General features: G+C 74.6%; 25 protein-coding genes. 9 read left to right on the forward strand and 16 right to left on the reverse strand.

Annotation, left to right across the window (positions count from 1 at the left end):
- Window positions 1–230: 230 nt before the first annotated feature.
- The 12 genes from ACILRH_RS14275 to ACILRH_RS14330 are packed head-to-tail and all read right to left on the reverse strand — an operon-like array spanning window position 231 to window position 14175.
- On the reverse strand, window positions 231–986 hold the full coding sequence (locus ACILRH_RS14275; RefSeq protein ID WP_395694330.1) for an FHA domain-containing protein: 756 nt from the start codon (window positions 984–986) through the stop codon (window positions 231–233).
- Complete coding sequence (locus tag ACILRH_RS14280) at window positions 983–2260, reverse strand: VWA domain-containing protein (protein ID WP_395694332.1); 1278 nt, start codon at window positions 2258–2260, stop codon at window positions 983–985. The genes ACILRH_RS14275 and ACILRH_RS14280 overlap by 4 nt, the downstream gene beginning before the upstream one ends.
- Window positions 2253–3416, reverse strand: a complete 1164-nt coding sequence (locus ACILRH_RS14285; RefSeq protein WP_395694333.1) for a PP2C family serine/threonine-protein phosphatase — start codon at window positions 3414–3416, stop codon at window positions 2253–2255. The genes ACILRH_RS14280 and ACILRH_RS14285 overlap by 8 nt, the downstream gene beginning before the upstream one ends.
- A complete protein-coding gene (locus ACILRH_RS14290; RefSeq protein WP_395694335.1) occupies window positions 3413–5785 on the reverse strand; it encodes a tetratricopeptide repeat protein in 2373 nt (790 codons plus the stop codon). Before ACILRH_RS14290 ends, ACILRH_RS14285 begins: the two co-directional genes overlap by 4 nt.
- Window positions 5782–6942, reverse strand: coding sequence for a hypothetical protein (locus ACILRH_RS14295; protein ID WP_395694337.1), 1161 nt, complete (start codon window positions 6940–6942; stop codon window positions 5782–5784). The genes ACILRH_RS14290 and ACILRH_RS14295 overlap by 4 nt, the downstream gene beginning before the upstream one ends.
- A complete protein-coding gene (locus tag ACILRH_RS14300; RefSeq protein ID WP_395694338.1) occupies window positions 6939–7913 on the reverse strand; it encodes a glutamate ABC transporter substrate-binding protein in 975 nt (324 codons plus the stop codon). Before ACILRH_RS14300 ends, ACILRH_RS14295 begins: the two co-directional genes overlap by 4 nt.
- The gene (locus ACILRH_RS14305; protein ID WP_395694340.1) at window positions 7910–9292 is read right to left on the reverse strand and encodes a hypothetical protein; all 1383 of its coding nucleotides are present in this window, start codon (window positions 9290–9292) and stop codon (window positions 7910–7912) included. Before ACILRH_RS14305 ends, ACILRH_RS14300 begins: the two co-directional genes overlap by 4 nt.
- Window positions 9289–10668, reverse strand: coding sequence for an AAA family ATPase (locus ACILRH_RS14310; protein ID WP_395694342.1), 1380 nt, complete (start codon window positions 10666–10668; stop codon window positions 9289–9291). Before ACILRH_RS14310 ends, ACILRH_RS14305 begins: the two co-directional genes overlap by 4 nt.
- Window positions 10665–11171 carry a hypothetical protein gene (locus ACILRH_RS14315; protein ID WP_395694343.1) on the reverse strand — a complete coding sequence of 169 codons (507 nt, stop codon included), beginning with the start codon at window positions 11169–11171 and terminating at the stop codon, window positions 10665–10667. The genes ACILRH_RS14310 and ACILRH_RS14315 overlap by 4 nt, the downstream gene beginning before the upstream one ends.
- Window positions 11172–11174: 3 nt before the next feature.
- Complete coding sequence (locus ACILRH_RS14320; protein ID WP_395694345.1) at window positions 11175–12425, reverse strand: toxic anion resistance protein; 1251 nt, start codon at window positions 12423–12425, stop codon at window positions 11175–11177.
- A 58-nt stretch (window positions 12426–12483) separates the two neighbouring features.
- Window positions 12484–13452 carry a DUF2157 domain-containing protein gene (locus ACILRH_RS14325; RefSeq protein WP_395694346.1) on the reverse strand — a complete coding sequence of 323 codons (969 nt, stop codon included), beginning with the start codon at window positions 13450–13452 and terminating at the stop codon, window positions 12484–12486.
- Window positions 13453–13506: 54 nt separating this feature from the next.
- Window positions 13507–14175: a YitT family protein gene (locus ACILRH_RS14330; RefSeq protein ID WP_395694348.1), complete on the reverse strand. Its 669-nt coding sequence runs from the start codon at window positions 14173–14175 to the stop codon at window positions 13507–13509.
- A gap of 62 nt (window positions 14176–14237) precedes the next feature.
- On the opposite strand from ACILRH_RS14330, the gene ACILRH_RS14335 reads away from it, so the two are divergent.
- Genes ACILRH_RS14335 through ACILRH_RS14375 form a run of 9 tightly spaced genes read left to right on the forward strand, consistent with a single transcriptional unit; the run spans window position 14238 to window position 22617 of the window.
- Window positions 14238–15668 (forward strand): PLP-dependent aminotransferase family protein, encoded by a 1431-nt coding sequence (locus tag ACILRH_RS14335; protein WP_395694350.1) that lies wholly within the window; start codon window positions 14238–14240, stop codon window positions 15666–15668.
- Window positions 15669–15718: 50 nt separating this feature from the next.
- On the forward strand, window positions 15719–16759 hold the full coding sequence (locus ACILRH_RS14340) for an iron-siderophore ABC transporter substrate-binding protein (RefSeq protein WP_395694351.1): 1041 nt from the start codon (window positions 15719–15721) through the stop codon (window positions 16757–16759).
- Window positions 16756–17778: a FecCD family ABC transporter permease gene (locus tag ACILRH_RS14345; RefSeq protein ID WP_395694353.1), complete on the forward strand. Its 1023-nt coding sequence runs from the start codon at window positions 16756–16758 to the stop codon at window positions 17776–17778. The genes ACILRH_RS14340 and ACILRH_RS14345 overlap by 4 nt, the downstream gene beginning before the upstream one ends.
- Window positions 17775–18821 carry a FecCD family ABC transporter permease gene (locus ACILRH_RS14350; RefSeq protein ID WP_395694355.1) on the forward strand — a complete coding sequence of 349 codons (1047 nt, stop codon included), beginning with the start codon at window positions 17775–17777 and terminating at the stop codon, window positions 18819–18821. Before ACILRH_RS14345 ends, ACILRH_RS14350 begins: the two co-directional genes overlap by 4 nt.
- Window positions 18818–19639 (forward strand): ABC transporter ATP-binding protein, encoded by an 822-nt coding sequence (locus ACILRH_RS14355; RefSeq protein ID WP_395694356.1) that lies wholly within the window; start codon window positions 18818–18820, stop codon window positions 19637–19639. The genes ACILRH_RS14350 and ACILRH_RS14355 overlap by 4 nt, the downstream gene beginning before the upstream one ends.
- Window positions 19633–20574 (forward strand): siderophore-interacting protein, encoded by a 942-nt coding sequence (locus ACILRH_RS14360; protein WP_395694357.1) that lies wholly within the window; start codon window positions 19633–19635, stop codon window positions 20572–20574. Before ACILRH_RS14355 ends, ACILRH_RS14360 begins: the two co-directional genes overlap by 7 nt.
- 31 nt (window positions 20575–20605) lie before the next feature.
- Entirely contained in the window at window positions 20606–21166 is a 561-nt protein-coding gene (locus tag ACILRH_RS14365; protein ID WP_395694358.1) for a GNAT family N-acetyltransferase, read from the forward strand.
- Window positions 21167–21224: 58 nt separating this feature from the next.
- Window positions 21225–22220 (forward strand): NADP-dependent oxidoreductase, encoded by a 996-nt coding sequence (locus ACILRH_RS14370; protein WP_395694360.1) that lies wholly within the window; start codon window positions 21225–21227, stop codon window positions 22218–22220.
- Between the two features lie 34 nt (window positions 22221–22254).
- Window positions 22255–22617: an MmcQ/YjbR family DNA-binding protein gene (locus ACILRH_RS14375; RefSeq protein WP_395694362.1), complete on the forward strand. Its 363-nt coding sequence runs from the start codon at window positions 22255–22257 to the stop codon at window positions 22615–22617.
- 21 nt (window positions 22618–22638) lie between these two features.
- Here the strand turns inward: ACILRH_RS14375 and ACILRH_RS14380 are convergent, their stop codons facing one another.
- From ACILRH_RS14380 to ACILRH_RS14395, 4 genes are all read right to left on the reverse strand, one after another.
- The gene (locus tag ACILRH_RS14380; protein WP_395694364.1) at window positions 22639–23307 is read right to left on the reverse strand and encodes a hypothetical protein; all 669 of its coding nucleotides are present in this window, start codon (window positions 23305–23307) and stop codon (window positions 22639–22641) included.
- A complete protein-coding gene (locus ACILRH_RS14385; RefSeq protein ID WP_395694366.1) occupies window positions 23304–24458 on the reverse strand; it encodes a sterol desaturase family protein in 1155 nt (384 codons plus the stop codon). The genes ACILRH_RS14380 and ACILRH_RS14385 overlap by 4 nt, the downstream gene beginning before the upstream one ends.
- A gap of 256 nt (window positions 24459–24714) precedes the next feature.
- Entirely contained in the window at window positions 24715–25068 is a 354-nt protein-coding gene (locus tag ACILRH_RS14390; protein ID WP_395694367.1) for an iron chaperone, read from the reverse strand.
- A 10-nt stretch (window positions 25069–25078) separates the two neighbouring features.
- On the reverse strand, window positions 25079–25717 hold the full coding sequence (locus ACILRH_RS14395) for a hypothetical protein (protein WP_395694369.1): 639 nt from the start codon (window positions 25715–25717) through the stop codon (window positions 25079–25081).
- Window positions 25718–25785: the final 68 nt, after the last annotated feature.

The following is a 25785-nucleotide window of genomic DNA, read 5'->3' on the forward strand; positions in this document are numbered from 1 at the left end:
CGGATGAATCCCCGGTCGACCGGGGATTCATGACGTTGTCAGGGGTTGCAACACCCGACAACGACATGAACTGCCCGTCCGCTGGTGAGCCTGGGGCCGGTGGGGTCAGGGCGGCCCGGGCGGGAGCGGGCCCGATGCGGCCTGGGTGCGGTGCCAGGCGGCGAGCGACACGGCGACGACGCCCACGCCTGCCAGGACCCCCGCCCATCGCCGCGTGCGCGCTCGGCCCCTCATGCCTCGCCCGGCGCGGCCGGGCGGACGACGATGCGGGTCCAGGCGCCGAGGTAGATCCGGTCGTCCTCGGAGATCTCCTGCTTCTGCCCGGGCGGGATGGGCGCGGTCGGCAGGGCGCCGACGCTGCCGCCGACGTACGTGCCGTTCGACGACCCGAGGTCCTCGACCCACCAACGGGTGCCGTCGGTGGTCAGCTGGGCGTGGCGCCGGCTGATGCCGTTGTCGGAGGACAGGTCGATGTCGGGTGTGATGTTGCGGCTGTGCGAGACCCGGCCGATCAGGATGGACGTGTGGTGCAGCGCGACCACCTTCGGCAGCCCCGGGGAGGGCAGGGGGTCGGTGGACTCCTGGTCGGCGTACCAGTCCGGGTCGATCCAGACCTCGGCGACCCACGGTTCGGTCAGCGCCGGCGACGGGTTCGCGGGCGGTACGGCGGCCGGCCGGGCGCCCTGCGCGTCCGGGGCGGCCGGGGCGTCCGCGGGCGGGGCCGGCGGGGTGAGCGGCCGCGGCATGGAGCCGGTGGTGAAGTCGTAGCCGCAGGCCTCGCAGAACAGCGCGTTCGCCGGGTTGGTCGCCGAGCAGTTGGGGCAGGTGCCGCCCGCCGGTGCCGGCGGCGAGGCGTCGGCGGCCGGGGTCGCGTCCGCCGGCGGCGCGGCGTCCGACGCCGCCGCGGGGGCGTCACCCATCGCCAGCCCGCAGACGTCGCAGTAGTCCGTGGCGCTGGTCTGGTGACCGGCCGGGCAGGTGCTCACTTCTTGATCCGCGTGGTCTTGGTCGACGCGGTGTCGAGCGCCATCTCGTCCACCTTGGCCACCGCAGCCTTGAGCCGCACCGTGCCCTCCTTCTCGTCGTCGATGTCGACCACCTTCTTCAGCTTCGCGGTCGCCTCGTCGTTGCCGGTCTCGGCGGCGAGCTGGACGGCGCGGCCGAGCTTGGTCGTCGCGGTGGCCTCGTCACCGGCCGCCTTGGCGGCCAGACCCTCCTGGATCATCGCGGCCAGCTCGGTCTGCCCGGTGTAGTGGGCGACCTGCTGGTCGATGCGGGCGGTCAGCTCGGAGTCGCCCGACCAGGTGGCCTTGACCAGGCCCTGCGCCACGACGTCGTCCCCGATCGCGAGCTGCACGCGCGCGGCCAGCTGCTCCTGCCCGATCGCCTTGGCAGCCACCCGGACCGCGACGTGGTAGTCGCGGGACTCGTCGGCCCAGGCACCGGTCGGGTAGCCGCCGGTCAGCGGGTTGACCTCCACCCGGCGGTCGGTGAGGTCCTCGACCGTGGGCGACACCTGGCGGACCCAGAGGATCTGGGCGCCCTGCGGGGTCCACACCCGGAGCTGGGCGTCCGCGACGCCCCGCGCCATCGAGGCGCGCATCATCTCCTGGAACTGGGCCTGCATCTGGGACGGCTCGGGGATGATGTCGACGGTCCCGAGCAGGGCCTGCGCGATCCGGCGCACCTCCTCGACCTGCCAGTCGGTGCCGACGCCCCGGCAGTCGCACTGGAAGTAGCCCGTGGCCCGGCCGATCGCGGCGTCGAGGAAGCTCGGCCCCTCGCGGTTCTCGCCGTCGGTGAGGAGGATCGCGTGCCGCTGGGTGACCTGCGGCACCGACGCGAAGAGGGTGCCGGCCAGGTCGAGCCAGGTGCTGATCGCGGTGCCACCGGCCGCGGTGAAGCGATCGATGGAGGCGCTGGCGTCGCGACGGGTCTGCTCGTCCATCCGGACCATCCCGGGCCCCGAGCTCACGTGCGGGAAGGCCAGCTCGGCGTGGTCGGAGCCGGAGACGACGGCGAACCAGGTGCCGTCGACGATCTCGGCGAGCGCGGCCTGGGCGGCGACCCGTGCGGCCTGCATGGTCGCACTGCCCATCGAGCCGGAGGTGTCGACGATGATGATCTCGCCGGCCGCGCCGGCGCCGGTCTGCCCGGCGGTGCCCGCGCCCGTGCAGGTGACGGTGACGATCGCGTTGACGTCGGTCCCCCCGTCGGGGAGGAACTCGTTCTGGTACACGGTGGCGGTGAACTCAGCCATCAGCCTCTCCTGCGGTCGCGGGTGCGGATGCATTCTGCCCCGTCGCGGTGGCGCTCGGGTCCCCCACGCGGGCGAGCGCGACGGTGATGTTGTCCCGGCCCCCCTGCGCGTTCGCGAAGGCCACCAGCGCCCGGGCGAGCGCCGGCGGGTCGTCGGTGCCGGCCGCGACGAGCTGCGCCCGGACCGCCTCCGGCTCGGACGCGTAGTTCCACAGACCGTCGGAGCAGACCAGGACCCAGCCGGCGCCGTCGAGGACCACCTGGCCGGTGCGGGGCGTGACGTCGGGGGCGTCGCGGCCGAGCCACTTGGTGATCGCGTGGGCCTGCGGTGACGTCTCGGCCACCGCCCGGGGTACGCCGGCCTCGATCTGCTGCTCCGCGGCCGAGTCGTCGACGCTGAGCTGGACGGCGGGACCGGCGTCGGGCAGCCAGTAGACGCGGGAGTCCCCGATGTTGGCGTGTGCGAGCAGGTCGTCCTCGACCACGGCGACGGCGAACGTCGCCGACGCCGGGTTCGTCGAGGCCGGGTCGGTGACCGCGACGACCGCGTCGTTGGCCGCCGTGGCGGCGTCGCCGAGGACCGCGGCGATCGCCGCGGCCCGGCTGCTGGGCGTGCCCATGCCACGCGGGAACGGCGCCCGCAGGACCTCCCCCGCGGCCCGGGCGCCCGCGAGCGAGGCGACGTCGGAGTCGGTCGAGTTCGACACGCCGTCGCAGACGACGAGGACCGCGCGGCGTGGCGCGACGGAGGCCAGCAGCGCCATCGCGTCCTCGTTGCGCGCGTGCACCAGGCCGCGGTCGCAGACGCCGGCGACCCAGGCCGCCGGGGCCTCCTCGAAGTGGTCGCGCTCGCTGGGCGCCTTGGTGCCGCAGGTCTCGCAGTAGCCGTCCGCGCCGACCGTGCCCTGGCAGGCCAGGCAGCGCCGCGGCTCGGCCACCGCCGGCGCACCACCGGCGGGCTCGGCCTCCTTGCGCCGGGTCGGGGCGCTGATCGGCCCGCTGCCGAGCTCGCCGGACGGGGTGGGGGCCGGGGCGGAGGCCGGTGCCGGCCCCGCGTCACCGCCGAGCGGGGTGCCGCAACCCTCGCAGAACCTCGAGCCCGCCGGCACGGCAGCACCGCACGACGGGCAGGTCGCGGCCGAGGAGGTCTGCGTCATGTCAGCGTCCAGCTGCGCACGGCGTTGGCGCGGTTGACCAGCGCGACGCGGTCCTCGCGCAGCGGCGCCTCGCGGGCCAGCGCACGGTAGGCCTGCTCGAGGCCGGCGCGGATCCCCGGCTCCGTGGCCGGCGTGCTGCCGACCGCGGCGTCGGACCGCGCGGCCGCTGGGCTGCTCGTGACGACGTCGAGCGCGTGGCCGAGGATGCGCACGACGTAGCGCTGCCGGACGGTGCCGTCCATCGGCACCGACTCGATGCTGCGCATCGCCTGGTCGAGCACGGCGAGGTCGCCGCTGCCGCCGGCGAGCAGCACCTCGGCGCGCAGCTGCCTGCTCTCCGGATAGCCCCGGCTCGTGGACGGCACCATGTCCAGCGCCGCGACCGCGCCGGCCGTGTCACCACGGTGCGCGCGCACCCGGGACAGCCCGAACGCCGCCGGTGGGACGTACGTCGCGTCGGTCGCCGCACAGGTCCGGTAGAGCCCCTCGGCGACGTCGGGCAGCTCGCCCCGCTCGCAGGCCACCGCCAGGGCCAGCTTGGGCGCCAGCTCACCGGGGACCTGCTGGTAGACGGCGTTGAACGCCGACTGCGCCGCCGCCCAGTCCTGCTCCTGCATGGCGGCGAGCCCGTCGATCCACACCGCCCGCCAGTCCCACGGGTCGTCGGCGAGCAGCTGGTCGGCGTACCCGTGCGCTCCCGGGGCGTCGGACAGCTCCAGCGCGGCGTGGGCACGGGCGAGGAGCACCTCGGCGCTCGACTCCGGCGCCGCCTCCAGGTCCCGCAGGCGCTGGGCCGGGTCCTCTGCCCCGACCGTGGACAGCCAGGCGTGCTGGGAGTCGGTGGTGTCCGGGCGCAGGCTCGGCAGGTCGCTCCACGCCACGACCGAGGCCGAGGCCGACGGCGGCTCGAAGAGCACCGACGCCGCGGAGGTGAGCGCGGTGCCGGTGGTGCGGTCGGCGACCACCTCCCGGAGCACGCCGAGCATCTGCACACGCAGCTCGTCGGCGGACGCGAACCGGTCGGCCGGGTCGGGCGCACAGCACTTGGCGACCAGGTGGTAGAGCGAGTCGTGCCGGGCGAACAGCGGCGTCGACTCCGGTGGCGGCAGCGCGTGCAGGTAGGTGTCCTGGTAGCCCCGGAACTCCATGCAGAGCACGACCAGCGTGCGCCCGATCGTGTAGATGTCGCTCGCGACGCTGGGGCCGACGTCGGCGACCTCGGGTGCCTGGTAGCCGACGGTCCCGTAGATCGCGGAGTCCTGATCGTCGATCCGCCGCACGCCGCCGAGGTCGATCAGCTTGACGGCGTCGCCCACCTGGATCAGGTTGTCGGGCTTGAAGTCGCAGTAGACCAGCCCCAGGTCGTGCAGGTACTGGAACGCCGGCAGCACCTCGAGCAGGAAGGCGAGCGCCTGGTCCACCGGAAGCGGGTCGTACGCACCGCCGTTGGCGGCCATCCGCTGCTTGAGGATCTGCTTGAGCGAGGTGCCGCCGACGTACTCCATCACGATGTAGCCGGCACCCTCGTGCGTGACGAAGTTGTAGATCTCGACGATCAGCGGGTGCTCGACCTGGGCGAGGAACTGCCGCTCCGCGATCGCCGCGGCGAGCGCGTCGGGGTCGCCGGAGTTCAGCAGGCCCTTGAGCACCACCCACCGGTCGGAGACGTTGCGGTCCTTGGCGAGGTAGATCCAGCCGAGACCTCCGTGGGCGATCGCGCCCGCGACCTCGTACTGCCCGCCGACGAGGTCCCCGGGCTTCAGCTTGGGCGAGAAGGAGAACTCCTGGCCGCACTGGGGGCAGAAGCCCTCGGTGCGCCCGGGACGGCCGTCGATGCTGCGGCCGACCGCGTTGCCGCACTTGGAGCAGGTGCGCTTCTCCTCGGGCACCTGCGGGTCGGGGTTGATCGCCTTGCTCGCGTCGACGGCCGGTGCCGGCGGGACGACGGTCAGACCGGCGCCGAGGCGGGCGGCGCGCACGCGCTGGGAGCCGGTGCGGGTACGCCGGGTGGCGGTCGACCCGCCGGCCTGGAGCAGGCGCGAGCCCATGGCGGCCGAGCCGACGCGGCTCGACGAGGTCGCCACGGACACGTCGGTCCCGCTCAGCGGCTGCGCCTGGGCCGCGACCGGGGTGGACGCCGCCGCCGGGGAGCCGCAGACGTCGCAGTAGCCGTCCAGGATCGTGCCGGTGCACCCGGGCTGGCGGCAGGGCGTGCCGTCGGCGGCGGGCGCGGCGGTCCCGGCACCCGCCGCGGCCGGGGCGGCGGGTGCGGAGGCGGAGGCAGAGGCGGCCGGTGCGGCGGCCATGCCGCAGACGTCGCAGTAGCCGTCGGTGATGGTGCCGCTGCAGCCGGGCTGGGTGCACTTCATGCGGACTCCTTCGACGCCGCGCCGGAGGCCGGTGCGGTCGGGGCGGCCGGTGCGGGACCTGCGGACGCGAGCTGGGTCAGCCAGGCCTGGTAGGTGCCCACGAGCTGGCGGCACACCGCCATCGGGGCGGGCGAGCGGGCCAGGACGTCGCGTGCCTGCCGCTCACTCTCGCGCAGGTCGGGCCGGTCGGCGACACCGACCGCCCGGGCCTTCGCGACGTAGGCGTCGAGCAGGTCGGCGAGCTGGGTGCGCTCGGCGAGCGCGTCGGCGTACGCCTGCTGGGCGACGGCCAGCGCCTCGGCCACGCGGCCCAGCCGGTCGAGGTAGGGCTGCAGCCGCTCCGGGGTGTTGGGGACCGGCCCGAGGGCCGCGACGTCGGGCACGGCGTAGCGGGGCGACGGGTCGACGGTGCGGACGCAGATCTCCGCCAGCCGGCGCAGGGCCTCGGCGCGTGCCACGAGGTCCGCGCGGGTCTCCCGGGCCGTGCGCAGCCGGTCGACGGCCTCGCGCCGCCGGGCGTTGCCGACGATGAGGTCCCGCTCGGTGGTCGAGGCCTCGCTCTCGAGCGGCCCGAGCAGGCCGCCGACGTCGGCGCCGCGACGAGCCCGCTCGGTCACGTCGTCGAGGCGCTGCAGGAGCGCCGCGAGCCGGCGCGCGGCGTCGTCGCGGGTGGACGCGGGCTCGAGGCCGACCTGGTCGCGGATCCGCTCGAGCTGGGCGCGCAGGTCCTTGATCCGGGCGGCCGCGGCATCGGCCCCCGGAGTGAGCGCGAGGGTGGTGCGCAGCTGGGCGACCAGGGCGTCGGAGAGCCGGCACGCCTCGGGCACCGAGACGGACGGGGCGCCCGAGGACCCGTCGAGCCGGCCCCACGCCAGCGTGGCGATCCGGGTGCGCTCGGCCTCCCCGACCCGGCCCCCGTCCCAGGTCGCCCACATCAGCTGCCACCGGTCGGCGACGGCCTTCCAGAGCGCCAGCGACAACGCCATGTCGGCGCCGACCTCGTCCCCGCGCTGCGCCGAGAGTGCCGCGGCGTCGAGCTCGTCGAGCTCGGTGCGGCGCGCCCGCACCCAGTCGTCGAGCGCCCCGAGGTAGGTCTGCAACGCGGCCGGCTCGGGCGCGGTGCCGATCGCACCGGGAGGGACGGGAGCGGCGGTCATCGGCCGTAGACCGGGGTCGGCTGGGCGGCCGGCGCCTCCAGCGAGGGCTGCAGCCACTTCTTGTACGACGCCTGCCACGACCCGTCGTCGTGCATCTGCTCGAGCACCGCGTTGACGAAGCGCACCAGGTCGACGTCGTCGGCGTTCACGCCGATGCCGTAGGGCTCGTCGGTCAGCGCCTGCCCGGCCAGCACCTCGGCGTACGGGTCCTGCGCGACCAGGCCGGCGAGCACGGTGTCGTCGCCGGTGATCGCGTCGGCCTCGCCGTTCTGGAACTTCAGCAGGCACCCGGTGTGGTTGACCGCCGAGACCGGGATCGCGTCGGGGGCCACCTCCTGGATCTGGTCCAGGCTGGTGGTGCCGGCGGGCGCGCACACCCGCTTGCCGGCGAGGTCCTCGACCCGGGTGATCCCCGAGCCCTTGGCAACCAGCACCTTCTGGCCGGAGTGGAAGTACTCCGCGGAGAACGCGATCTGGTCCCAGCGGGAGCAGTTGATGGTCATGTTGCGCGCGACGATGTCGACGTCCCCGGACTGCAGCAGCGGGATCCGATCGGCGGCCGAGATGACGCGCAGCTGGACGTGCCCCTCGGCGGTGCCGAAGATGGCGGCCGCGACCTGGTCGACCATGTCGATGTCGAAGCCCTCGACCTTGCCCGTGAACGGGTTGCGCGAGCCGAGCAGGTAGCTGTCACCGGAGACGCCGGCGATCAGGTAGCCGCGGTCGCGGATCCTCGCCATCGTCGAGCCGGCCGGGACGTCGCCGGGGGCGGGCACGCCACCCGGCAGCGGCGCGTAGGACCGGGTCGGGTCGCCGGTGTCCTCGCAGGGCGGGCTCGACGCGGGGGCCGCGCTGGACGGCGCGACCGCCTCGGGGACCGGGGTGGCCGAGTAGCCGCACCCGGCCAGCAGGACCAGGGCCGCCGCGGCGAGGACGGCGCGGCCGGCGCGCCGACGCAGTGAGCGGGTCATGCGTACTCCCTCCGCCGCTGGCCGATCCCCCAGACCGCGAGGCCGGCGGCCGCGATCCCGAGCAGCAGGGTGACGACCGACAGCACCAGGATCCCGGTGTTGCCGCCCCGCAGGGCCCGGGTCGTCGCGTCGCCAGAGGCCTGCACGATCTCCTGGGACCGGGCGTCGAAACGGTCCATCGCGGCGGTCGACCCGTTGCTGCCGGTGGTGGTCGCCAGCCGCACCGCCTGGTCGTACTTCCCGCCGTCGTCGAGCTCGACGACGCGGCCGTGGACGGCGACGTAGTCGTCCCACAGGGCCGCGGTCTCGTCGGAGGCGTTGTCCTGGACCGTCTGGGACGCCACCCCCCAGCGGTCCTCGTAGACCTGGCCCGACCCGCGCGAGATCAGCCGCAGGCTCTCGTTGGCCTTCGCGTCGTTGCCCGCCGTGCGCGCCGTGGACTCGCGGTACGACGTCGCGTAGCTGCCGTCGCGCAGGTCGCCGTTGTGGACGGCCTGGACGGCGGCGACCGCGAAGGCCACGACCGTGAGCACCGCGACGGTGAGCGCCGCCGCCGCCACCCCGAGGTTGACGTGGCGCCGGAAGCGCCGCGCGAGCTGCCGGTTGACCCACCACAGCAGCAGCAGGGTGACCAGGCCGGGAAGCAGGATCAGGAACGGGTGCTGCGCCCCGAGCTCCGACTCGGCCCGGTCGGCGTTGGCCGCGACGAGCGCCTTCGCGACCGGGATCGCCGAGCCCGAGACGGTCGTGTCGCGCAACCCGGTCGACGCGGTCCGCAGGTACTCCGCACCCACCGGGAACCCCTGGCGGTTGTTGGCGCGGGCCTGAGCGATCGTCGCGTTGTAGCCGGTCACGGCCGAGTTGAGGTCCGCCAGTGCCGCACGGTCGGCCGGCTGCGCGTCGGCCGCGTCGGCGATCTGGCGCGAGATGGAGTCGATCGCGTCGTCGTACGCCGCGCGCTGCTCGGGCGGCTCGAGCCCGCCGGTGAGGAACGCGGTGGTGGCGAGGGCGTCCGCACGGAACAGCGTCGACTGGATGTTCTGCACCCGCACGAGCTGCTCGGTGTTGTCGGCGGCGGCGCGGTTGGCGTGCCACGACATCACCTGCAGGCTGGCGGTGACCACCGCGAAGAGCAGGCACGCGAGGACGGCCACCAGCTGCCAGCGGTTGAGCAGCCGCGGCACGTCCTCGGTGCCTGCGGTGCCGGCGGCGGGGCCGGTGGCGGGGCCGGCCGCGGGGGCGGCGGGCTGCGGGGCCGGGGCGGCCACGGCCACCGCTCCAGCGGGGCTCGCCGCGCCGGCCGCGGGTGCCTTCGACCGGGAGCGCGCGGGGCGCTTGGCGGCCGTCTTGCGCGTGGTCCGGCGCGGCGTGCTCGTCACGGGGTCCCCACCTCCACACCCGGCGCGACCGCGACGGGTTCGACCGGCTCGAGGTCCTCGGGCAGCAGGGTGCGCAGCTGCTGCACCGTCGGCGCGGCCACCTCGCGCAGCCGCCAGGCCTGACGGCCGATCGCCGCCTCGAGCAGGTTGCGCACGTAGCGAGCATTGCCGAACGTGTCGCCCCGGGTCACGGACCCGAGGATCTCACGCAGCCGGCCCAGCACCGCCTCGTCGACGTCGTACTCCGCGTCGTGCGCCATCACCTCGAAGATCGCGACCAGCTCGTCGTCGGTGTAGTCGGCGAAGTCGATCGTGGTGCGGAAGCGGCTCTCGAGGCCGGGGTTCTGGGCGATGAACACCGCCATCGGCAGCGGATAGCCCGCCACGATGACGACCAGGTCGTCGCGCTTGTCCTCCATCTCCTTGACCAGCGTGTCGATCGCCTCGGTGCCGTACTGGTCACCGGCCAGGGAGTAGGCCTCGTCGATGAACAGCACTCCGCCCTCCGCGGACCTGACGACCTCGGCGGTCTTCATCGCGGTCTGACCCAGATAGCCCGCGACCAGCTCGGACCGGTCGACCTCCACGAGCTGGCCACCGGAGAGCAGGCCGAGCGCCCGGTAGATGCCGGCGACCAGCCGGGCCACGGTGGTCTTGCCGGTGCCGGGGTTGCCGTTGAAGATCATGTGCCGGGTGATCGTCGGCGAGGCCAGACCGGCCTGGGCGCGCAGGCCCTCGACCCGCAGCACGGCGGCCTGGCGGTGGATCTCCGCCTTGACGGCGGTCAGTCCGACCAGCGCGTCGAGCTCGGCGAGCAGCTCCTCCACCGTCTTCGGGCGGGGCTCGGGCTCCGCGGGCGCGGGCTGGTCCCCCGGCGCCGGCGCGGCCGCCGTGGAGCCGGGCGCTTCGTCGGGCTGCGCGTCGCCCGCCGAGGCGGGGTCGACGCCGGGCGGCGCGACCGGGCTGCCCAGCTGCGCGGCGGCAGCGGTCGCGGCGTTGCCGACCGTGCGGGCGTTGTCCTCGCCGAGGCCGCTGGCGGCCCGCGCCACGTCGGCCAGTGCCTGCGCGTACGCCGGGGCGTGGCTCGAGCCGGCGAGGACCAGGCCGCTCATCGTCGGGGTGGGCGCCGAGCGGTAGCGGCGTCCCCGCGAGGCCGCGTCCATGAACGCCTCCGCGGACGGCTCGCGCCCGGTCTCGTGGGACCAGTCGACGTACGCCCCTCGCGCCGGCTCGGCGACGGTCGCCGCGAGCCGCTCGGCCTCGAGCCGGGCCGCGCCCCGGTCCACGCCGGCGGCGACCGCCGCGGCGTCCAGGGCGGCGAGGGCGGCGGCCAGCGAGGGGACGGGCCCGGGGCGGGGCGGCTGGGTGTCGGTCATGTCGGCGGCCCCAGGGTGAGGTCGGGTCCGGCGGGGGTGCCGAACTTGGCCTGCAGGAAGAGCCCGTGCGCCACGAGCGCCTGGGCGTCCGCCCGGTTGGCCGCGTCGAGGATCTTGTCCATCGTGGTGACGAGCAGCTCGAGCTGGTCGACCAGGACCATGAGCGAGGTCTTGTAGCCGTCCACGGGCCGGGTGTCGGCCCAGTCCCGCGGCAGGCGCAGGTAGCCCCCCACGGCCTCGGGGAGGTAGTCGGTCGCGGTCGCCATCACCGAGTAGCCCTCCATCGACCCGACGCCGAGCTGGCGCAGGCGGGGCAGGGTGTCGCGGATGGTGCGGGCGATCCGCTGCACGCGGGACGTGACGACGGGCGGCGCGTTGCCGTCGACGAGCATCGCGTTGACCCGGTTGAGGGCGGCCAGGATGTCCTGCTCGGTGGGAGGGGCGGGAACGGTGCTCGCCTGGTCCTCACCGCGCCGGCGTCCCAACCACGACTTCAGGCCCACGGCTCAGGTCGTCGGCAGCGTCGAGAGGTCGAGTGTCCCGCCGGCGTTGCGGGCGTCGTGCGCCTGGACCCGGTCGAGGTAGGCCTTGGACTTGTCCACCTCGGTCTCGAGCACCCCGATGGTCGCCGACATCGAGTCCAGCGCCTTGAGCTTGAACTCGTCGATGGAGTCCATCGTCGCGTAGATGTTGGAGAACGCCGCCTGCAGCTGCTCGATGCCGATGCTCGACGACGCGGCCTGCTCCTGGATGGCCGCGGAGTTGTCGCGCAGCATCTCCGAGGTCCGCTGGATCATGCCGGAGGTCGTGGTGTTGAGCGCCGTGATCTGGTCGAGGACCAGCTCCTGGTTGCCCAGCGCCTGGGCGACGATGACGGCGGTGCGCAGCGCCGAGACGGTGGTCGTCGACGCCCGGTCGACGCCCTTGATCAGCTCGATGTTGTTCTTGATGATGATGTCGATCGCCAGGTAGGACTGGATCGAGACCGCGAGCTGGGTGAGCAGGTCCTGGTGCTTCTGGCGCACGTAGAACAGCACGTCCTGCGAGAGCGTCTTGGCCGCCTCGGGGTCGGTGAGCTCGAGCTCGGCGATCCGGGCCGACAGCTTGGCGTCGAGCCGCTCGGCGACGTAGACGTACTGGTTCAGCCGACCCATCGAGGCCCAGAGGTTGGTCTTCTCCAGGTTGAGCGCGACGTTGTCCTTGGTCAGCTCGTCCTGGCCGTTGCGCAGGCTGTGCAGGATGCCGTTGAGCTGGCTCTGGGCGGACTGGTACTTGCGGAAGTAGTCGGTCACCTTGTCGGTGAACGGCAGCAGGTCGAGCCACCGCCGGGCACCGGTCGCCTGGCTGGGGTCGAGGTCCTCGACGGTCCGGCGCAGCTCGAGCAGCGTCTTGCCGACCGTCGAGCCCTGGGCGATCCCGCCTTCCTGGAGGGCGCGGACCGGCTGCTGGAGCAGCCGGTTGGAGGTCTCGGCCGCCTTGCGGATGTCGTCGTCCCCCATGGTGCGCACGCTCTCGGCCTGAGCCGCGAAGTCGGGGCTCCCGACCGGCGTGCCGGCCAGCGCGGTCATGAACCCGTCGACCTTGGCGTCGAGCTCGGGCAGCGCGGCGGCGGGCACCTGCGGTGCCATCCGGGGTGCCTGCGTGGTGGTGACCGCGGGCGGTGGCTCGGGGGCGACCAGCGTCAGCGTCGCGTCCGGCGGGGTGAGCGGCGCGACGGCGGCCGCGTCCGCCCCGGGATCTCCGGCTGGTGTTGTCATCGTGCTTCCTCCGGGCGATCAGGCCGGCTCCCCGCGAGCCGCGTCGGCCCCGAGTCTGTCACGCCGCGGGGGGCCGTGCGGCCCGATCCCCGGCGGGCACCGGGACATCGGTGCCGGCCGGCGGCCGGCGCGCGCGGTGCCGGGCCACCCAGACGCCCGCGCCCACCAGCAGCGCGCCGACCACGATCAGGGTGAGCGCGGCGGACAGGCGTCCGGGGAACCACTCGACGACCGCCCGAGGCGCCGCCTCCAGCAGACCGAGCGCGGCAACGGCGAGCAGTGGCAGGCTGCGTGCGACCAGCGCGAGCACGAGCAGCGCCACCGCGGTGAGCAGCCCGAGCACGATGCCGACCTGCCCGGAGATGGTCATCGGGCCGAAGATCGCACCCAGACCGCCCAGCACGACCCCCGAGCCGCGGGGTGGGAGGGCACCGGCCCAGGCGAGGGCGGTCCACGCGACCGCGACGACCCAGACCGCGATGCCCGGCGCCGTGTCGCCGTCCCCCAGGTGGAGCCCGACCGCGGCGGCAGCGAGCAGCAGCGGTACGACGAGGACGAGCTGCTGGAGCCAGGTGCGACGCCACCACCACAGGAGGGCCGCGACGAGTGCCGTCAGCGGTGCGACGACGAGCAGCTCGTCCTCGTCGTACCGCTCGAGCACGTCCTGGGACCAGATCGTCAGCACGCCCGCGGTCGCGGCGACCGCCAGCGCCCACAGCACCGAGCGCAGCCGGTCGGCGGCCGGGCCGAGCTCGTGCGGGACGAGCGTGCCGGCGACGACCAGCCCGACCGCCGTGGCGCCGGCGAGGGCGAGGCGGAGCGGGACCGAGATGTCCCCCCAGTACATCCCGACCAGGATCGACGCCCCGACCAGCATGATGACGCCACCGAGGTAGCCGAGGGCCTCGACGACCAGGGAGACCCGGGCCCGTCCGGGCCGGATCGCCTCGTAGGCCCTGATCCGCTCGGCCTGGTCGGCCGAGATCAGCCCGGCGCCCACCCACTCGTCGTACGCGTCCGCGGCCATGACGACCTCCCCACCGCGCTCACCTCGAGCGTCGCGCGGGCGGGGTCGTGCGCGTCAGGGGCAAACGGACCCGGGGGCCGGGACCAGCGGCCCGGGACGGTCGAGGTCGACGGTGAAGGCCGGCAGCCACAGCTGGGTGAGCGGCCCGATCGCGAGCGCGTAGAGGACCGTGCCGAGGCCGAGTGTGCCGCCGAGGAGCACGCCGATCACCACGACCGTGACCTCGAGGCAGGTGCGCACCAGCCGGATCGAGTGGCCGGTGCGCCGGGCGAACCCGGTCATCAGGCCGTCGCGCGGGCCGCGCCCGAGCTGGGCGCCGATGTAGAGGGCGCTGGCCAGCCCGCACAGGAGCACGCCGCCGACCATCAGGGCCACGCGCAGGACCAGCGCGTCCGGCTCGGCCAGCACGGCGAGGGTGGCGTCGGCCGAGAACCCCACGACCAGCGCGTTGGAGACCGTGCCGATGCCGGGGATCTCGCGCAGCGGGATCCAGAGCAGCAGCACCAGGAAGCTGACCACCACGACCGCCTGGCCGATCGTGATCGGCACGTGCTGGATGAGGCCGGAGTGGAGCACGTCCCACGGCGCCAGGCCGAGGTCGCCGCGGTACATCATCGCCAGGGAGACGCCGTACATCACCAGGCCGAGGTAGAGCTGCGGGAGCCGCCGGCCGAGGCGGCCGGCCCGGAGCTGGGCGATCGGGCCGAGGTCGACGAGGTTCACGCCGACGAGTCTGACCCTGATTGGCCTTCTCCTGAATAGCCAATCGTGGAACAGTGGCCTGCATGACCCGCCTCGTCACCGCCGCCCGGGTGGCCACCCTCGTCGGCGAGTTCGACCGCTCCCCCGCCTACGCCGGGCTCGCCGAGGCGCTGGTGCTGCTCATCGGGGACGGCCGGATCGGGCTGGACACCCGCCTCCCCAGCGAGCGCGAGCTGACCACGGCGCTCGGCGTCTCCCGCACCACCGTGACCCGGGCGTACGCCGAGCTGCGCGACGCGGGCTACGCCGTCGCCCGTCAGGGCGCGGGGACGTTCACCCGGGTGCCCGGCAGCCGGACCCGGGTGCACGACCGGGCGCTGCTGCCCCGACCCGGCGACTCCGACGCGGTCGACCTCGGCTGCGCGGCCCCCTCGGCACCGCCGGGGATCACGGCGGCGTACGCCGCGGCGCTGGCCGACCTGCCTGCCTACCTCGGCGGCCACGGCTACTTCCCCGCCGGCCTGCCCGAGCTCCAGCAGGCGATCGCCGCCACCTACGACGCCCGCGGGCTCCCCACCGACCCCGACCAGGTGATGGTGACCCCGGGGGCGCTCTCGGCGGCGTCGGTCGTCGCCCAGGCCCTCGCCGCCGCCGGCGACCGGGTGCTGGTGGAGTCGCCGGTCTACCCCAACGCGACCGACGCGCTGCGGCACGCCGGCGCGCGCCTGGTCCCCTCCGACGTCGACCCGGAGGGCTGGGACCTCGACGCGGTCGGCACCACCCTGCGACGGACGGCACCGCGCGCGGCGTACCTGGTCCCGGACTTCCAGAACCCGACGGGCCACCTGATGACCGACGCGCAGCGGGAGGTGTACGCCGCCCACCTGGGCCGGTCGGGGACGACGCCGATCGTGGACGAGGCGCACCAGGCGCTCGCGCTCGACGGCCAGGAGATGCCGCGGCCGTTCGCCGCGTTCGCGCCCGGCACGATCACGATCGGGAGCGCCAGCAAGGCCTACTGGGGCGGGCTGCGACTGGGGTGGATCCGGGCGCCGCGGGGCGCGATGGACCGGCTGACACGGGCGCGGGTCAGCCTCGACCTCGGCGCGCCGGTGCTCGAGCAGCTCGCCCTGGTGCGCCTGCTGGCCGACGCCGACGTGCTGGCCGCCAACCGCGCCCGACTGCGCGAGCAGCGCGACGCGCTCGTGGGCGCGGTGGCCACCCTGCTCCCGGACTGGACCTTCCACGCACCGACCGGCGGGCTCGCGCTGTGGTGCCGCCTGCCCGCGCCGCTGGGCACGGCGGTCGCCGCCGAGGCCGAGCTGCGTGGGGTGATCATCACCCCGGGTCCGGTCTTCGCAGCCGAGGGCGGCCTCGACTCGTTCGTCCGCATCCCGTGGAGCCGTCCGCCCGAGGCACTCCGCGCCGCCGTCGCCGCCCTCGCCGAGGCGTGGGCCGCCGTGCGCGACCGGCCCGCACGGCGCACGCCGACCGGGCGGGTGATGGTGGCCTGACGGGTTCTATTAAGGTTAGGCTTACCTAACCTTCGACCAATGAGGCCCTCGTGGACCGACGCTCCTTCCTCCTCTCCTCGTTCGCCGTCGGCGCGGCCGGGGCTCTCGGCGCCTGCGCCACCGGCCCGACGACGGGCAGCGACCCGGCGCCGCAGCGGGCCGGCTCCGCCGAACCGGGAGCGTTCCCGGTGACCATCGAGCACGCCTTCGGGACGACGACGATCACCCGGGAGCCACGACGCGTCGTCTGCCTCGGCACCAGCGACGCCGACTCGCTCCTGGCGCTCGGTGTCGTCCCGGTGGGTGCGACCAAGATCGGCTGGGGCGGCAACGCCGACGGCTCGACCCCCTGGTTCGATGCCGCCCTGGAGGCCGTGGGCGGTCGGACCCCGACGCGCGTCGACGACAGCGACTCGATCCCCTTCGACGACGTCGCGGCCCTGGCGCCGGACCTCGTCCTGGTCACCAACTACGCCCTGACTCGCAGCGACTACGGCAGGCTCGCGAAGGTCGCCGACGTCGTCGCCTACCCGGGGGACGCCTGGACCACCACCTGGCAGCAGTCGCTCGAGATGGTGGGCAAGGCGGTGGGCCGACCGGCCGCGGCAGCGCAGGTGCGTCGCGAGACCGACGGCGTCCTGGCCCGGGTGCGCGCGCGTCACCCGGAGCTGGCCGGTCGGTCCTTCGTCTGGGCGGCGATCTCGGCCACCGACCTCTCGTCGATCCCCTTCTACACCCCGCAGGACGCGCGACCGCGCCTGCTGACCGAGGTCGGGATGGTCAACGCCCCGGTCGTCGAGCGACTGGCCGAGGCCGGCCAGTTCTACGGCACCGTCTCGGCCGAGCGGGCCGCCGACCTCCGCTCCGACCTGCTCATCACCTACGCCGAGGACGAGGCCGCCGCCCGCACCCTCATCGAGGACCCGCTGATCCGGCAGATCCCGGCGGTGGCCGCGGGCCACGTCCTGGCGGCCATCGACCAGGTCGACGCCCTCTCCGGCACCACGCCCAGCCCGCTGGCCATCCCCTGGGCGGCGAGGCACTGGTTCCCTCACGTGGCCGCGGCACTCGGCACCGTCGTCGTCTCGTGACGGTCGTCGACCGCGCTCCTGCCGCCCCACCTGCCGACGTGCGGGCCGTCCGGTGGGGTCGTGGCGCGCTCGTCGTCCTCGCCCTGCTGGTCCTGGCCGCGTGCGGCAGCGTGCTGGTCGGCTCCCGGCCGGTGCCGCCGCAGGACCTGCTCTCCGGCGCCGCCACGGACCAGGCGATCCTCCATGCCCGGCTCGCCCGGACGGCGGTGGCGCTCGCGACCGGTGCCGCACTGGGCCTGGCGGGGGCGCTCCTGCAGGGGCTCACCCGCAACCCGCTGGCCGACCCGGGGCTGCTGGGCATCACCGCCGGCGCCTCGTTCGCGATGGTCGTCGCGATCGCGTACGCCGGAGTCGCGGGCGTCGAGGACTACATCTGGTGGGCCTTCGCCGGCGCCGCGCTGGCGGCGCTCCTCGTGCACGGTCTGGCGTCGCTGGCCCGCGGCGGCGCCACGCCCGCCACGCTGGTGCTGACCGGCGCCGCCGTCACGGCCGGCCTGACGAGCTGGACCAGCGCGGTGCTGCTCACCGACGACCGCACGATGGACGTCTTCCGGTTCTGGCAGGTCGGCACGGTCGGCGGTCGCGGGTGGGAGCACCTGGCCACCTGCCTGCCGTTCCTCGGCGTGGGCGCGCTGGTCGCGCTGGCGATGGCGCCCGTGCTCGACGCCCTGGCGCTGGGGGACGACGTGGCCCGCGGCCTGGGGCGTCGCGTCGACCGGGACCGGCTCGTCACCGGCGCCGCGGTCGTGCTGCTCGCGGGGGCCGCGACCGCCCTGGCCGGTCCGGTCGCGTTCGTCGGTCTCGTGGCCCCGCACGCCGCGCGAGCACTGGTCGGGTCGGCCACCGTGCGGGTGCTGCCCCTCGCCGCCGGCCTGGGCGCGGTGCTGGTGCTGGTGGCCGACACCGTCGGCCGGGTCGTGCTGCCGCCGGCCGAGGTGCAGGTCGGCATCATGACCGCGGTCGTCGGCGTACCCGCCTTCTGCCTGCTCCTGCGTCGCGGTCGGTGGGGAGCCCGGTGAGCGCGACGACACCCGACCGGGAGGCGACCCTCCGCACGCTCCGGCAGGCCCGACGCGGTCCTCGGCGCCGTCACCGGCTGGTGATCGGCGGGCTGCTCGCTGCCCTGGCCGGTGCCCTCGCGGCCCGGGTGCTCGGCGGCGACTACACGGTCACGCTCCCGGACCTCGTGCGGATCCTCGGCGGGGCGCAGATCCCGGGAGCCTCGTTCATCGTGCTGGAGTCCAAGCTGCCGCGCGCCGTGGCCGGCGTGCTGGTCGGCGTGGCGTTCGGCGTCGCGGGCGCGGTCTTCCAGGGCGTGCTGCGCAACCCGCTGGCCAGTCCCGACGTGGTCGGCGTGAGCGCCGGTGCGAGCGCCGCGGCGGTCTGGGCACTCGTGGTGCTGCACGCCTCCGGCCCGATGCTCACGGGCGCCGCCGTCGCCGGGGCACTCCTGGCCGCGCTCGGGGTCCGCCTGGCGGCCGGCGCCGGCGGCACGGTCCGGCTGGTCCTCGTCGGGGTGGTCGTCGCGGCAGCGATGTCGGCCGTGGTGCAGTACCTGTTCACCCGGGCCGACGTCTACGACGCGCAGCTGGCCCTGCGGTGGCTCAGCGGCTCGCTCAACGGCGTGACCTGGGCCCAGATCCGCGGTCTGGCAATCGCCCTGGTCGCCTTGCTGCCCGCCCTGTCGCTGCTCGACCGCGACCGGCGAGCCCTCGAGCTCGGTCCGGACGCCGCCCGGGCCATCGGGCTGGGCCGGCACACCTCTGACCTGGTGCTCCTCGTCGCCGTCCTCCTCGTCGCCGTCGCCGTCGCCGTCACCGGGCCGATCGGGTTCGTCGCCCTGCTCTGCGGGCCGGCCGCGCGCGCATTGAACGGGGGGCGCGCCACCCTGGTCGGCGCCGGGCTCACCGGCGCCGTCCTCGTCGTCGCGGCCGACCACCTGGCGGCGTACGCCGTGCCGGGCGTCAACCTGCCGGTCGGCGTCGTGACCGGCGCAGCCGGTGCGCCGTTCCTGCTCTGGCTCCTCGTCAACCCCCGAACCGCCTCAGGGAGCGCCCGATGACCCTCACCCACGACCCCCGGATCGGCGCCGAGCGGGTGACCCTGGGCTACGGGCCGCGCACCGTCGTCGACGACGTGACCCTGACCCTGCCGACGGCGGCGACGACCGCGATCGTGGGCGCGAACGGCTGCGGGAAGTCGACCCTGCTGCGGGGGCTGGCCCGCCTCCTGCCGCCGCGCAGCGGCACCTGCCTGCTCGACGGCCACGCCGTCCACCGCCTGCCGACCCGCGAGGTCGCGCGGGTGCTGGGCCTGCTCCCCCAGGCGCCGACCGCGCCCGACGGGATCACGGTCGTCGATCTCCTCGGTCGCGGCCGACAGCCCCACCGCGGTCGCCTGTCCCGGTGGAGCGCCGGCGACGACGCGGCCGTCGCCGAGGCCCTGGAGCTCACCGGCACCGTCGACCTGGCCACGAGGACCGTCGACGAGCTGTCGGGGGGCCAGCGCCAGCGGGTGTGGGTGGCGATGGCCCTCGCCCAGCAGCCCGCGGTCCTGCTGCTCGACGAGCCGACGACGTACCTCGACGTCGCCCACCAGGTCGAGCTCCTCGACCTCCTCGCGACCCTTCAGCAGACCCGAGGCACGACGGTGGTGATGGTGCTGCACGACCTCAACCTGGCGGCGAGGTACGCCGACCACCTGGTCGCCCTGCGCGACGGGCGCGTCGTCGCCGCCGGCCCACCGGGCGAGGTCGTCACCGAGGAGCTGGTCCGCGAGGTCTTCGGGCTCGTGGCCCGCGTCGTTCCCGACCCCGTCACCGGCACCCCCTGGGTCATCCCCCTCTCCCGGCGCCGACAGGGAGCGGTGACCGCGTGCTGACCCCGGTCACCGTCCGGCGGACCGAGCGCCTCTCCTCGTCGTTCGTGCGGGTCACCCTGGGCCACCCCGACCTGGCCGACTTCGGCGTCGACGGCCCGCTGCTCGACCAGCGGATCAAGCTGATCCTTCCGGCTCCCGGCGGCGGCTTCCCGTCGCTCAGCGAGGGCTCCTGGTGGTCCGAGCTCGCCGGGCTGCCCGACCACCAGCGATGCCCCGTCCGCACCTACACCGTCGCAGGTGTGGTCGGCACGGGCGCCGACACCGCGATCCAGGTGGACCTGGTGCTCCATCCCGGTGCGCACGGTCCCGGGTCGGCCTGGGCGGCGCGCGCCGCCGTGGGAGACGAGCTGATGGTCGTCGTGCCCCGCCGGGGCGAGGCGTTCGGCGGGATCGAGTTCGACCCCGGTCCTGCCGAGCACCTGCTCCTCGTCGGCGACGAGACCGCGCTCCCGGCCGTCGCGCAGATCCTGGCCGGGCTCACCGCCCCCCGCCGAGGCGTGGTCTTCCTGGAGGTGCCCAGGGGCGACGACGTCCGCGCGGACCTCACGATCCCCGACGGGATCACCGTGACCTGGCTGGTCCGTGGCCACCGACCCGTCGGCGAGGCGCTCGTCGAGCGGGTGAGCGACCACCTCGGCCGGCGCGGCCTTCCCCAGGCAGACTCCGGACCGGGCCCGGGATCCGCGTCCGACCCGGGCCGCGCACCCGGGCAGGACGCGGCGGAGATCTGGGAGACGCCCACCTACTCGGCCTCCGGCGAGGAGCTCGACCGGCCCGGGCCCGCGGCCGGCTCCCGCTCGACCTACGCCTGGATCGCCGGGGAGTCCGGCATGGTCACGGCCCTGCGTCGCCACCTGGTCACCGACCTCGGCCTCCCGCGGGGCAGCGTCGCCTTCATGGGCTACTGGCGCCAGGGCGTCGCGATGCGCGGCTGATGCCTCGTCGTGGCTGCCGACGAGCGGCACGATGGCACCTGTGCCCCTGACCACGCCCACCCTGCGGACCTCCCGCCTGCGGCTGCGGCCGGTGACCGCGGACGACGCCGGCGCCCTCTTCGCACTGCAGAGCGACGCCCACGTGCTGCGCTACTGGGACTCACCGCCCTGGGCCGACCCTGCGCGCGCCGACCGCTTCGTGGCGGTGTCGCACCAGCTCGCCGAGGAGGGCACCGGGGTGCGGCTCGCCGTCGACCGGCTGGCCGACAGCGCGTTCGTCGGCTGGTGCAGCCTGACCCGCTGGCAGCCCGTCCACCGCAGCGCGGCGCTGGGCTACTGCTACGCCGAGGTCGCGTGGGGTCGGGGCTACGCGACCGAGGCCGCGGACGCGCTGCTGCGGTGGGCGTTCGACTCCTGGGACCTCAACCGGGTCCAGGCCGAGACCGACACCCGCAACGGCGCCTCCGCCCGGGTGCTGGAGAAGCTCGGGTTCGTGCGGGAGGGGACGCTGCGCGAGGACTGCGTCGTCGACGGCGAGGTGTCCGACTCGTGGGTGTTCGGCCTGCTCCGGCGTGACTGGCGATCGCGGTGAGCGCTCGCGGGATACTGGTCCGTCGAACCCTGGTCCGTCGACCTGGGAGGATCGCGGCATGACCGTCAGCCAGGAGATCCACCTCGCGTCCCGACCCCACGGATGGCCCACCCCCGAGAACTTCCGCACCGTCGAGACCACCCTCCCCGACCCCGGTCCCGGCGAGGTGCTGGTGCGCAACACGTTCATGTCCGTGGACCCGTACATGCGCGGTCGGATGAACGACGTGAAGTCCTACGTGCCGCCGTTCGCCCTCGACGCACCGCTCGACGGCGGCGCGGTCGGCGAGGTCGTCGCGTCGGGCTCGGACGCCGTGCCGGTCGGCGCCACCGTGCTGCACCAGGCCGGGTGGCGCACGCACGCGCTGCTGCCGGCCGGCGCGGTCCGTACGGTCGACGTGTCGCGCGTGCCGGCCTCGGCCTACCTCGGAGTGCTCGGCATGCCGGGCATGACGGCGTACGTCGGCCTGACCCGGATCGCCGAGCTGCGCGCGGGTGACACCGTGCTCGTCTCGGGCGCGGCCGGTGCGGTCGGGTCCACCGTCGGCCAGATGGCGCGGCTGCTCGGTGCCTCGAAGGTCATCGGCTCCGCGGGGACACCCGAGAAGTGCGCCTGGCTGACCGACGAGCTCGGCTTCGACGTGGCCCTGGACTACAAGGCGGCACCGATCGGGCGGCAGCTGCGGGAGCACGGCCCGGTCGACGTCTACTTCGACAACGTCGGGGGCGACCATCTCGAGGCGGCGATCTTCGCGATGGCCGACTTCGGACGCATCGCGGCGTGCGGCGCCATCGCGGACTACAACGCCGACGCGCCGGTCCCCGGCCCGCGCAACCTGGCGATGCTGGTCAGCAAGCGCCTCACGCTGCGCGGCTTCATCGTCACCGACCACCGCGACGCCGCGGCCGAGTTCTACGAGCGGGCCGGGCGGTGGGTCGCGGACGGGTCCCTGGTCTGGCGCGAGACCGTGGTCGACGGCCTCGACCACGCGGTCGACGCCTTCCTCGGGCTGCACCGCGGTGACAACACCGGCAAGATGCTGGTCCGCCTCTGACCGGCCGCCGTCACTGTCGGCGCGGGCTGGCACGATGCCCGGCGTGAGCGGGTGCACCATCACCGACTTCTTCGAGCTGGCCGACCAGCTCCCCGCGGTCACCCGGGCCGACAACGGGCGCTACTGGCGCGTCGCGGTCACCGGTCAGACCTTCGGCTACCTGTGGGAGCCGACGCGCACGGTCGGGCTGAAGCAGACCCTCGCCGAGCAGCTGGCGCTGGTGGCCGAGCGGCCCGACACCTTCGAGGTGCAGTTCACCACGGCCGGGTTCGGCTGGGTCGTCGTCCGGCTCGAGGGCGTGGAGCGCGACGAGCTGGCCGAGCTGACCTTCGAGGCCTGGCGTCTCACGGCCCCGGCGGAGCTGGTCGGGCAGCGCGCCGACCGACTACCGACCTGACCTCCTCCGGCGGCCCTCGGCTCAGCCGACCGGGCGCGGCATCGGCTCGATGACGAGGACGTCGTAGGTGCCGCCGTCGGCGAACACCGACCCGGTCGCGGCCGGGAGGGTCGCCGCGTTGCGGGCCGCCATCTCGGCGGTCCGCTCCACGCCGCTGCGGTCGGTCCAGAAGCTCGCCCCGAGGAGGCGCGGGCGTACCGGATCGACCAGGACCAGGGCTCCGGCACACCCGGGGAGGGGGACCAGGTCCGCGGCGTAGGTCGACAGGGCCCCGACGACGCCGGGATCCGCGATGCTGCCGCCCTCGGCGACCGAGACCCGCGCGACCGGGCGCTCAGCGGCGCTGATCCGCGCCTGCCCGGGGACCATCGGGAAGCGGCTGAGCACCACGTCGTAGGACCACGGCCCCTCCAGCGACGTGCCACCCGGGCCGAGCACCAGGTCGGCGACCTCGGCGACCAGCCCCCAGGAGCCGGCGAGCTCGTCCTGGCTTCGCCAGAACGACAGGCCCCGCATGGCGCCGGCCGCCCGGTCCAGCAGGACGAACGCACCGAGGTAGCCGGGTCGCTCCCGCACCGACGGCATGATCTCGCTGCAGAACCGCTCGGCGGTGCCGGGCGTCCGCAGGACGGCACCGGTCAGGAGCCAGGCGCGGGCGGCGGCCGCCGGCCCTGCCGGTGCCACGGTCACGCCACCCGTCGGGCGGGCGCCCAGCCGGGCCCGCGCAGCAGGAAGGACCACCGGTCGCGCCAGGTCCGCGCCGAGGCGACGTCCTCAGCGATGTCGACCCACTCGTGGGTCGCGATGACACGGGGGTCGTGGGTGCCGATGTTCGTCGTCAGGCCGTAGACGACCTGCTCGTCCTCCTCCTCGAAGGTGCCGAACAGCCGGTCCCAGAGGATCAGGATGCTGCCGTGGTTGCGGTCCAGGTACTGGCGGTTCGAGCCGTGGTGGACCCGGTGGTGCGAGGGGGTGTTGAACACCTTCTCCACCCAGCCGAGCCGGCGGATCGCCTCGGTGTGGATCCAGAACTGGTAGATCAGGTTGATCGCGCGGGCCTGCTCGATCAGGCCGGGTCGGACCCCGGCCAGCGCGAGCAGCCCGTAGGGCACGCTCATCGTGATGCCCTCGGCGACCGGCTGCCGCAGGGCGGTCGAGAGGTTGTAGTGCTCGCTGGAGTGGTGCACGACGTGCACCGCCCACAGCCAGCGGCTCTCGTGGCTGGCGCGGTGGTTCCAGTAGTAGAGGAAGTCCCAGCCCAGGATCGCGACCGCCCAGGCGCCGACGCCGCTGCCCAGGTCCAGCGGTGAGCGCGCGAAGAGCCGCCGGCCCGAGGTGAGCGCCGCCCAGGTGGTCGACGCGACCAGTGCCGTGGACGCCACCGCGGTCACCGCGAGGCCTGCGTCCACCGCCCGCAGGACCGCATCCGCGGACGCCCGGTCGGCGCGGTCCACCGACGGCGCCTGCCGGATCCCGGCCAGCTCCTCCTGGACGGCCCGGACGCCCGCCGGCACCGTCTGCGGCTCGGGCAGCCGCCCGTCCCGCAGCCGCCGGCGGACCACGTCCCCGACCGTGGTCAGCACCGCTGCGGCGGCGCCGACCGCCAGCAGCGCGCGACCGTGCTTCCCGACGCCGGGCGTCACGGGGTCGAGCAGCCTCTTCGTGACGTACGGCGCCACCAGGCTGCCCAGCCCCATGGTCAGGCTCGCCATCGTGTCTGCGAGCTGGTAGTCGCCGGCCCGGGTGCCCGGCTCGACCGGGTGGGACCGCTGCCAGAGGTACTCCGCCCCCATGGCGCCGAGGTACGCCGGGATGGCAGCCACCGTCAGATCGACCTTCACGCGGCCATCCTGCCTCGTCCGCCACCCTGCCGCGGCAGAAGCGGCTCGGAGCGACGGCCGCCGGCTGCGCGCAGGCCGGTCAGGCTCTTCCTGACGTTGTCAGGCGTTGCAACCCCCGACAACGTCATGAAGTCCCTGACAACCCCGGATGAATCCCCGGCTGACCGGGGATTCATCCACGTCCCACGGTCAAACCGCGACGGCCGCAGGTCGCCCACGGCCGGTGCGGCGCCGGTGCGGGCCCGGTGCCTCGTCGCTACCGGCCCCGGGCGTCGATCTCGTCCCGACGAGCCGCCACGATCCGGCGCAGCAGCGCTTCGGGGACCTGGTGGTCGGCCGTGTAGTGCAGGCTCCCGCTCGTGGTCTCGAAGTCGGCGAGCTCGTCGGCGAGCGAGGCGAGGACCGCACCGCTGTAGGGGTAGATGGACAGGAACCGCTTCGTCCGGACCGTCGCGACCAGGCCCTTGCCGCGGTAGAGCAGCGCGGCCATGCCGTAGCTCCGGCCGTCCTCTGCCTCCGGCACGGTCGCCCGCGCCACGGCGTACACGCGCTCCATCGCGGCCCGGTCGGGCCCCTCGACCGTCGCCAGGTGCCTGTCGATCTCACCCATGGCCCGAGGCTCAGGAGGCCTGGGCGTACCAGACCTCGTCGATGCTCTGCCGCATCACGGCCCGCTGACGCGCGCCGATGACGATGCCGAGGAGGGCCAGCACCACGAGCAGGACGGACCATCCCGTGCTGTTGGCGACGGTGTCGGTGAACCGCTTGGTGGCGAAGTCCCCGGAGTTGAGGTCGCCGAACATCAGCATCAGACCCGCCGTCACGCTGACCGCTCCCGCGATCGCGCCGACGATCACCAGCACGATCATCGGCATGTCCACCACGACGGCGGCCAGGCCGATGACCAGACCCACGGCCAGGCCCACCAGCACGGCGACCCAGTTCCAGGTGATCCCCAGTGCGACGACGAGACCCGAGCCGATCGCGAACCCGGCCATCCCCATCGCGATCACGATGGCCACGTAGTAGTAGAGGTAGGCCAGCACGGCGAAGAGCAGGGCGAAGACCAGGCCCAGCACCCACCCGAGCACGGTGCCCAGGAAGCGCTCGTCCGCGAGCCCGGCGACGAGCCCGGCACCGAACGCGAACCCCGCGAAGAAGCCCCAGATCGGGATCATGAACCGCAGCACGAACTGCCCCGCGAGGAGCATCGCACCTCCCGCGATGATCGCGAGGAGGCCCAGCAGGATGTCAGCCATGCCTGCAATGTAGGGCTCGCGCGACCCGGGTGCGGGGACCTCGGCGGCGTGCGCGGCGCGCCGCGCGT

Source organism: Nocardioides sp. (assembly GCF_044226765.1).
Classification (GTDB): Bacteria; Actinomycetota; Actinomycetes; order Propionibacteriales; family Nocardioidaceae; genus Nocardioides.

What these genes read in the sequence shown, in the direction of transcription:
- ACILRH_RS14280 (WP_395694332.1), bottom strand. Translation starts at nt 2,260, where the DNA reads ATGGCTGAGTTCACCGCCACCGTGTACCAGAACGAGTTCCTCCCCGAC.
- ACILRH_RS14285 (WP_395694333.1), bottom strand. Translation starts at nt 3,416, where the DNA reads ATGACGCAGACCTCCTCGGCCGCGACCTGCCCGTCGTGCGGTGCTGCC.
- ACILRH_RS14290 (WP_395694335.1), bottom strand. Translation starts at nt 5,785, where the DNA reads ATGAAGTGCACCCAGCCCGGCTGCAGCGGCACCATCACCGACGGCTAC.
- ACILRH_RS14295 (WP_395694337.1), bottom strand. Translation starts at nt 6,942, where the DNA reads ATGACCGCCGCTCCCGTCCCTCCCGGTGCGATCGGCACCGCGCCCGAG.
- ACILRH_RS14300 (WP_395694338.1), bottom strand. Translation starts at nt 7,913, where the DNA reads ATGACCCGCTCACTGCGTCGGCGCGCCGGCCGCGCCGTCCTCGCCGCG.
- ACILRH_RS14310 (WP_395694342.1), bottom strand. Translation starts at nt 10,668, where the DNA reads ATGACCGACACCCAGCCGCCCCGCCCCGGGCCCGTCCCCTCGCTGGCC.
- ACILRH_RS14320 (WP_395694345.1), bottom strand. Translation starts at nt 12,425, where the DNA reads ATGACAACACCAGCCGGAGATCCCGGGGCGGACGCGGCCGCCGTCGCG.
- ACILRH_RS14325 (WP_395694346.1), bottom strand. Translation starts at nt 13,452, where the DNA reads ATGGCCGCGGACGCGTACGACGAGTGGGTGGGCGCCGGGCTGATCTCG.
- ACILRH_RS14335 (WP_395694350.1), top strand. Translation starts at nt 14,238, where the DNA reads ATGACCCGCCTCGTCACCGCCGCCCGGGTGGCCACCCTCGTCGGCGAG.
- ACILRH_RS14355 (WP_395694356.1), top strand. Translation starts at nt 18,818, where the DNA reads ATGACCCTCACCCACGACCCCCGGATCGGCGCCGAGCGGGTGACCCTG.
- ACILRH_RS14365 (WP_395694358.1), top strand. Translation starts at nt 20,606, where the DNA reads ATGGCACCTGTGCCCCTGACCACGCCCACCCTGCGGACCTCCCGCCTG.
- ACILRH_RS14370 (WP_395694360.1), top strand. Translation starts at nt 21,225, where the DNA reads ATGACCGTCAGCCAGGAGATCCACCTCGCGTCCCGACCCCACGGATGG.
- ACILRH_RS14375 (WP_395694362.1), top strand. Translation starts at nt 22,255, where the DNA reads ATGCCCGGCGTGAGCGGGTGCACCATCACCGACTTCTTCGAGCTGGCC.
- ACILRH_RS14390 (WP_395694367.1), bottom strand. Translation starts at nt 25,068, where the DNA reads ATGGGTGAGATCGACAGGCACCTGGCGACGGTCGAGGGGCCCGACCGG.
- ACILRH_RS14395 (WP_395694369.1), bottom strand. Translation starts at nt 25,717, where the DNA reads ATGGCTGACATCCTGCTGGGCCTCCTCGCGATCATCGCGGGAGGTGCG.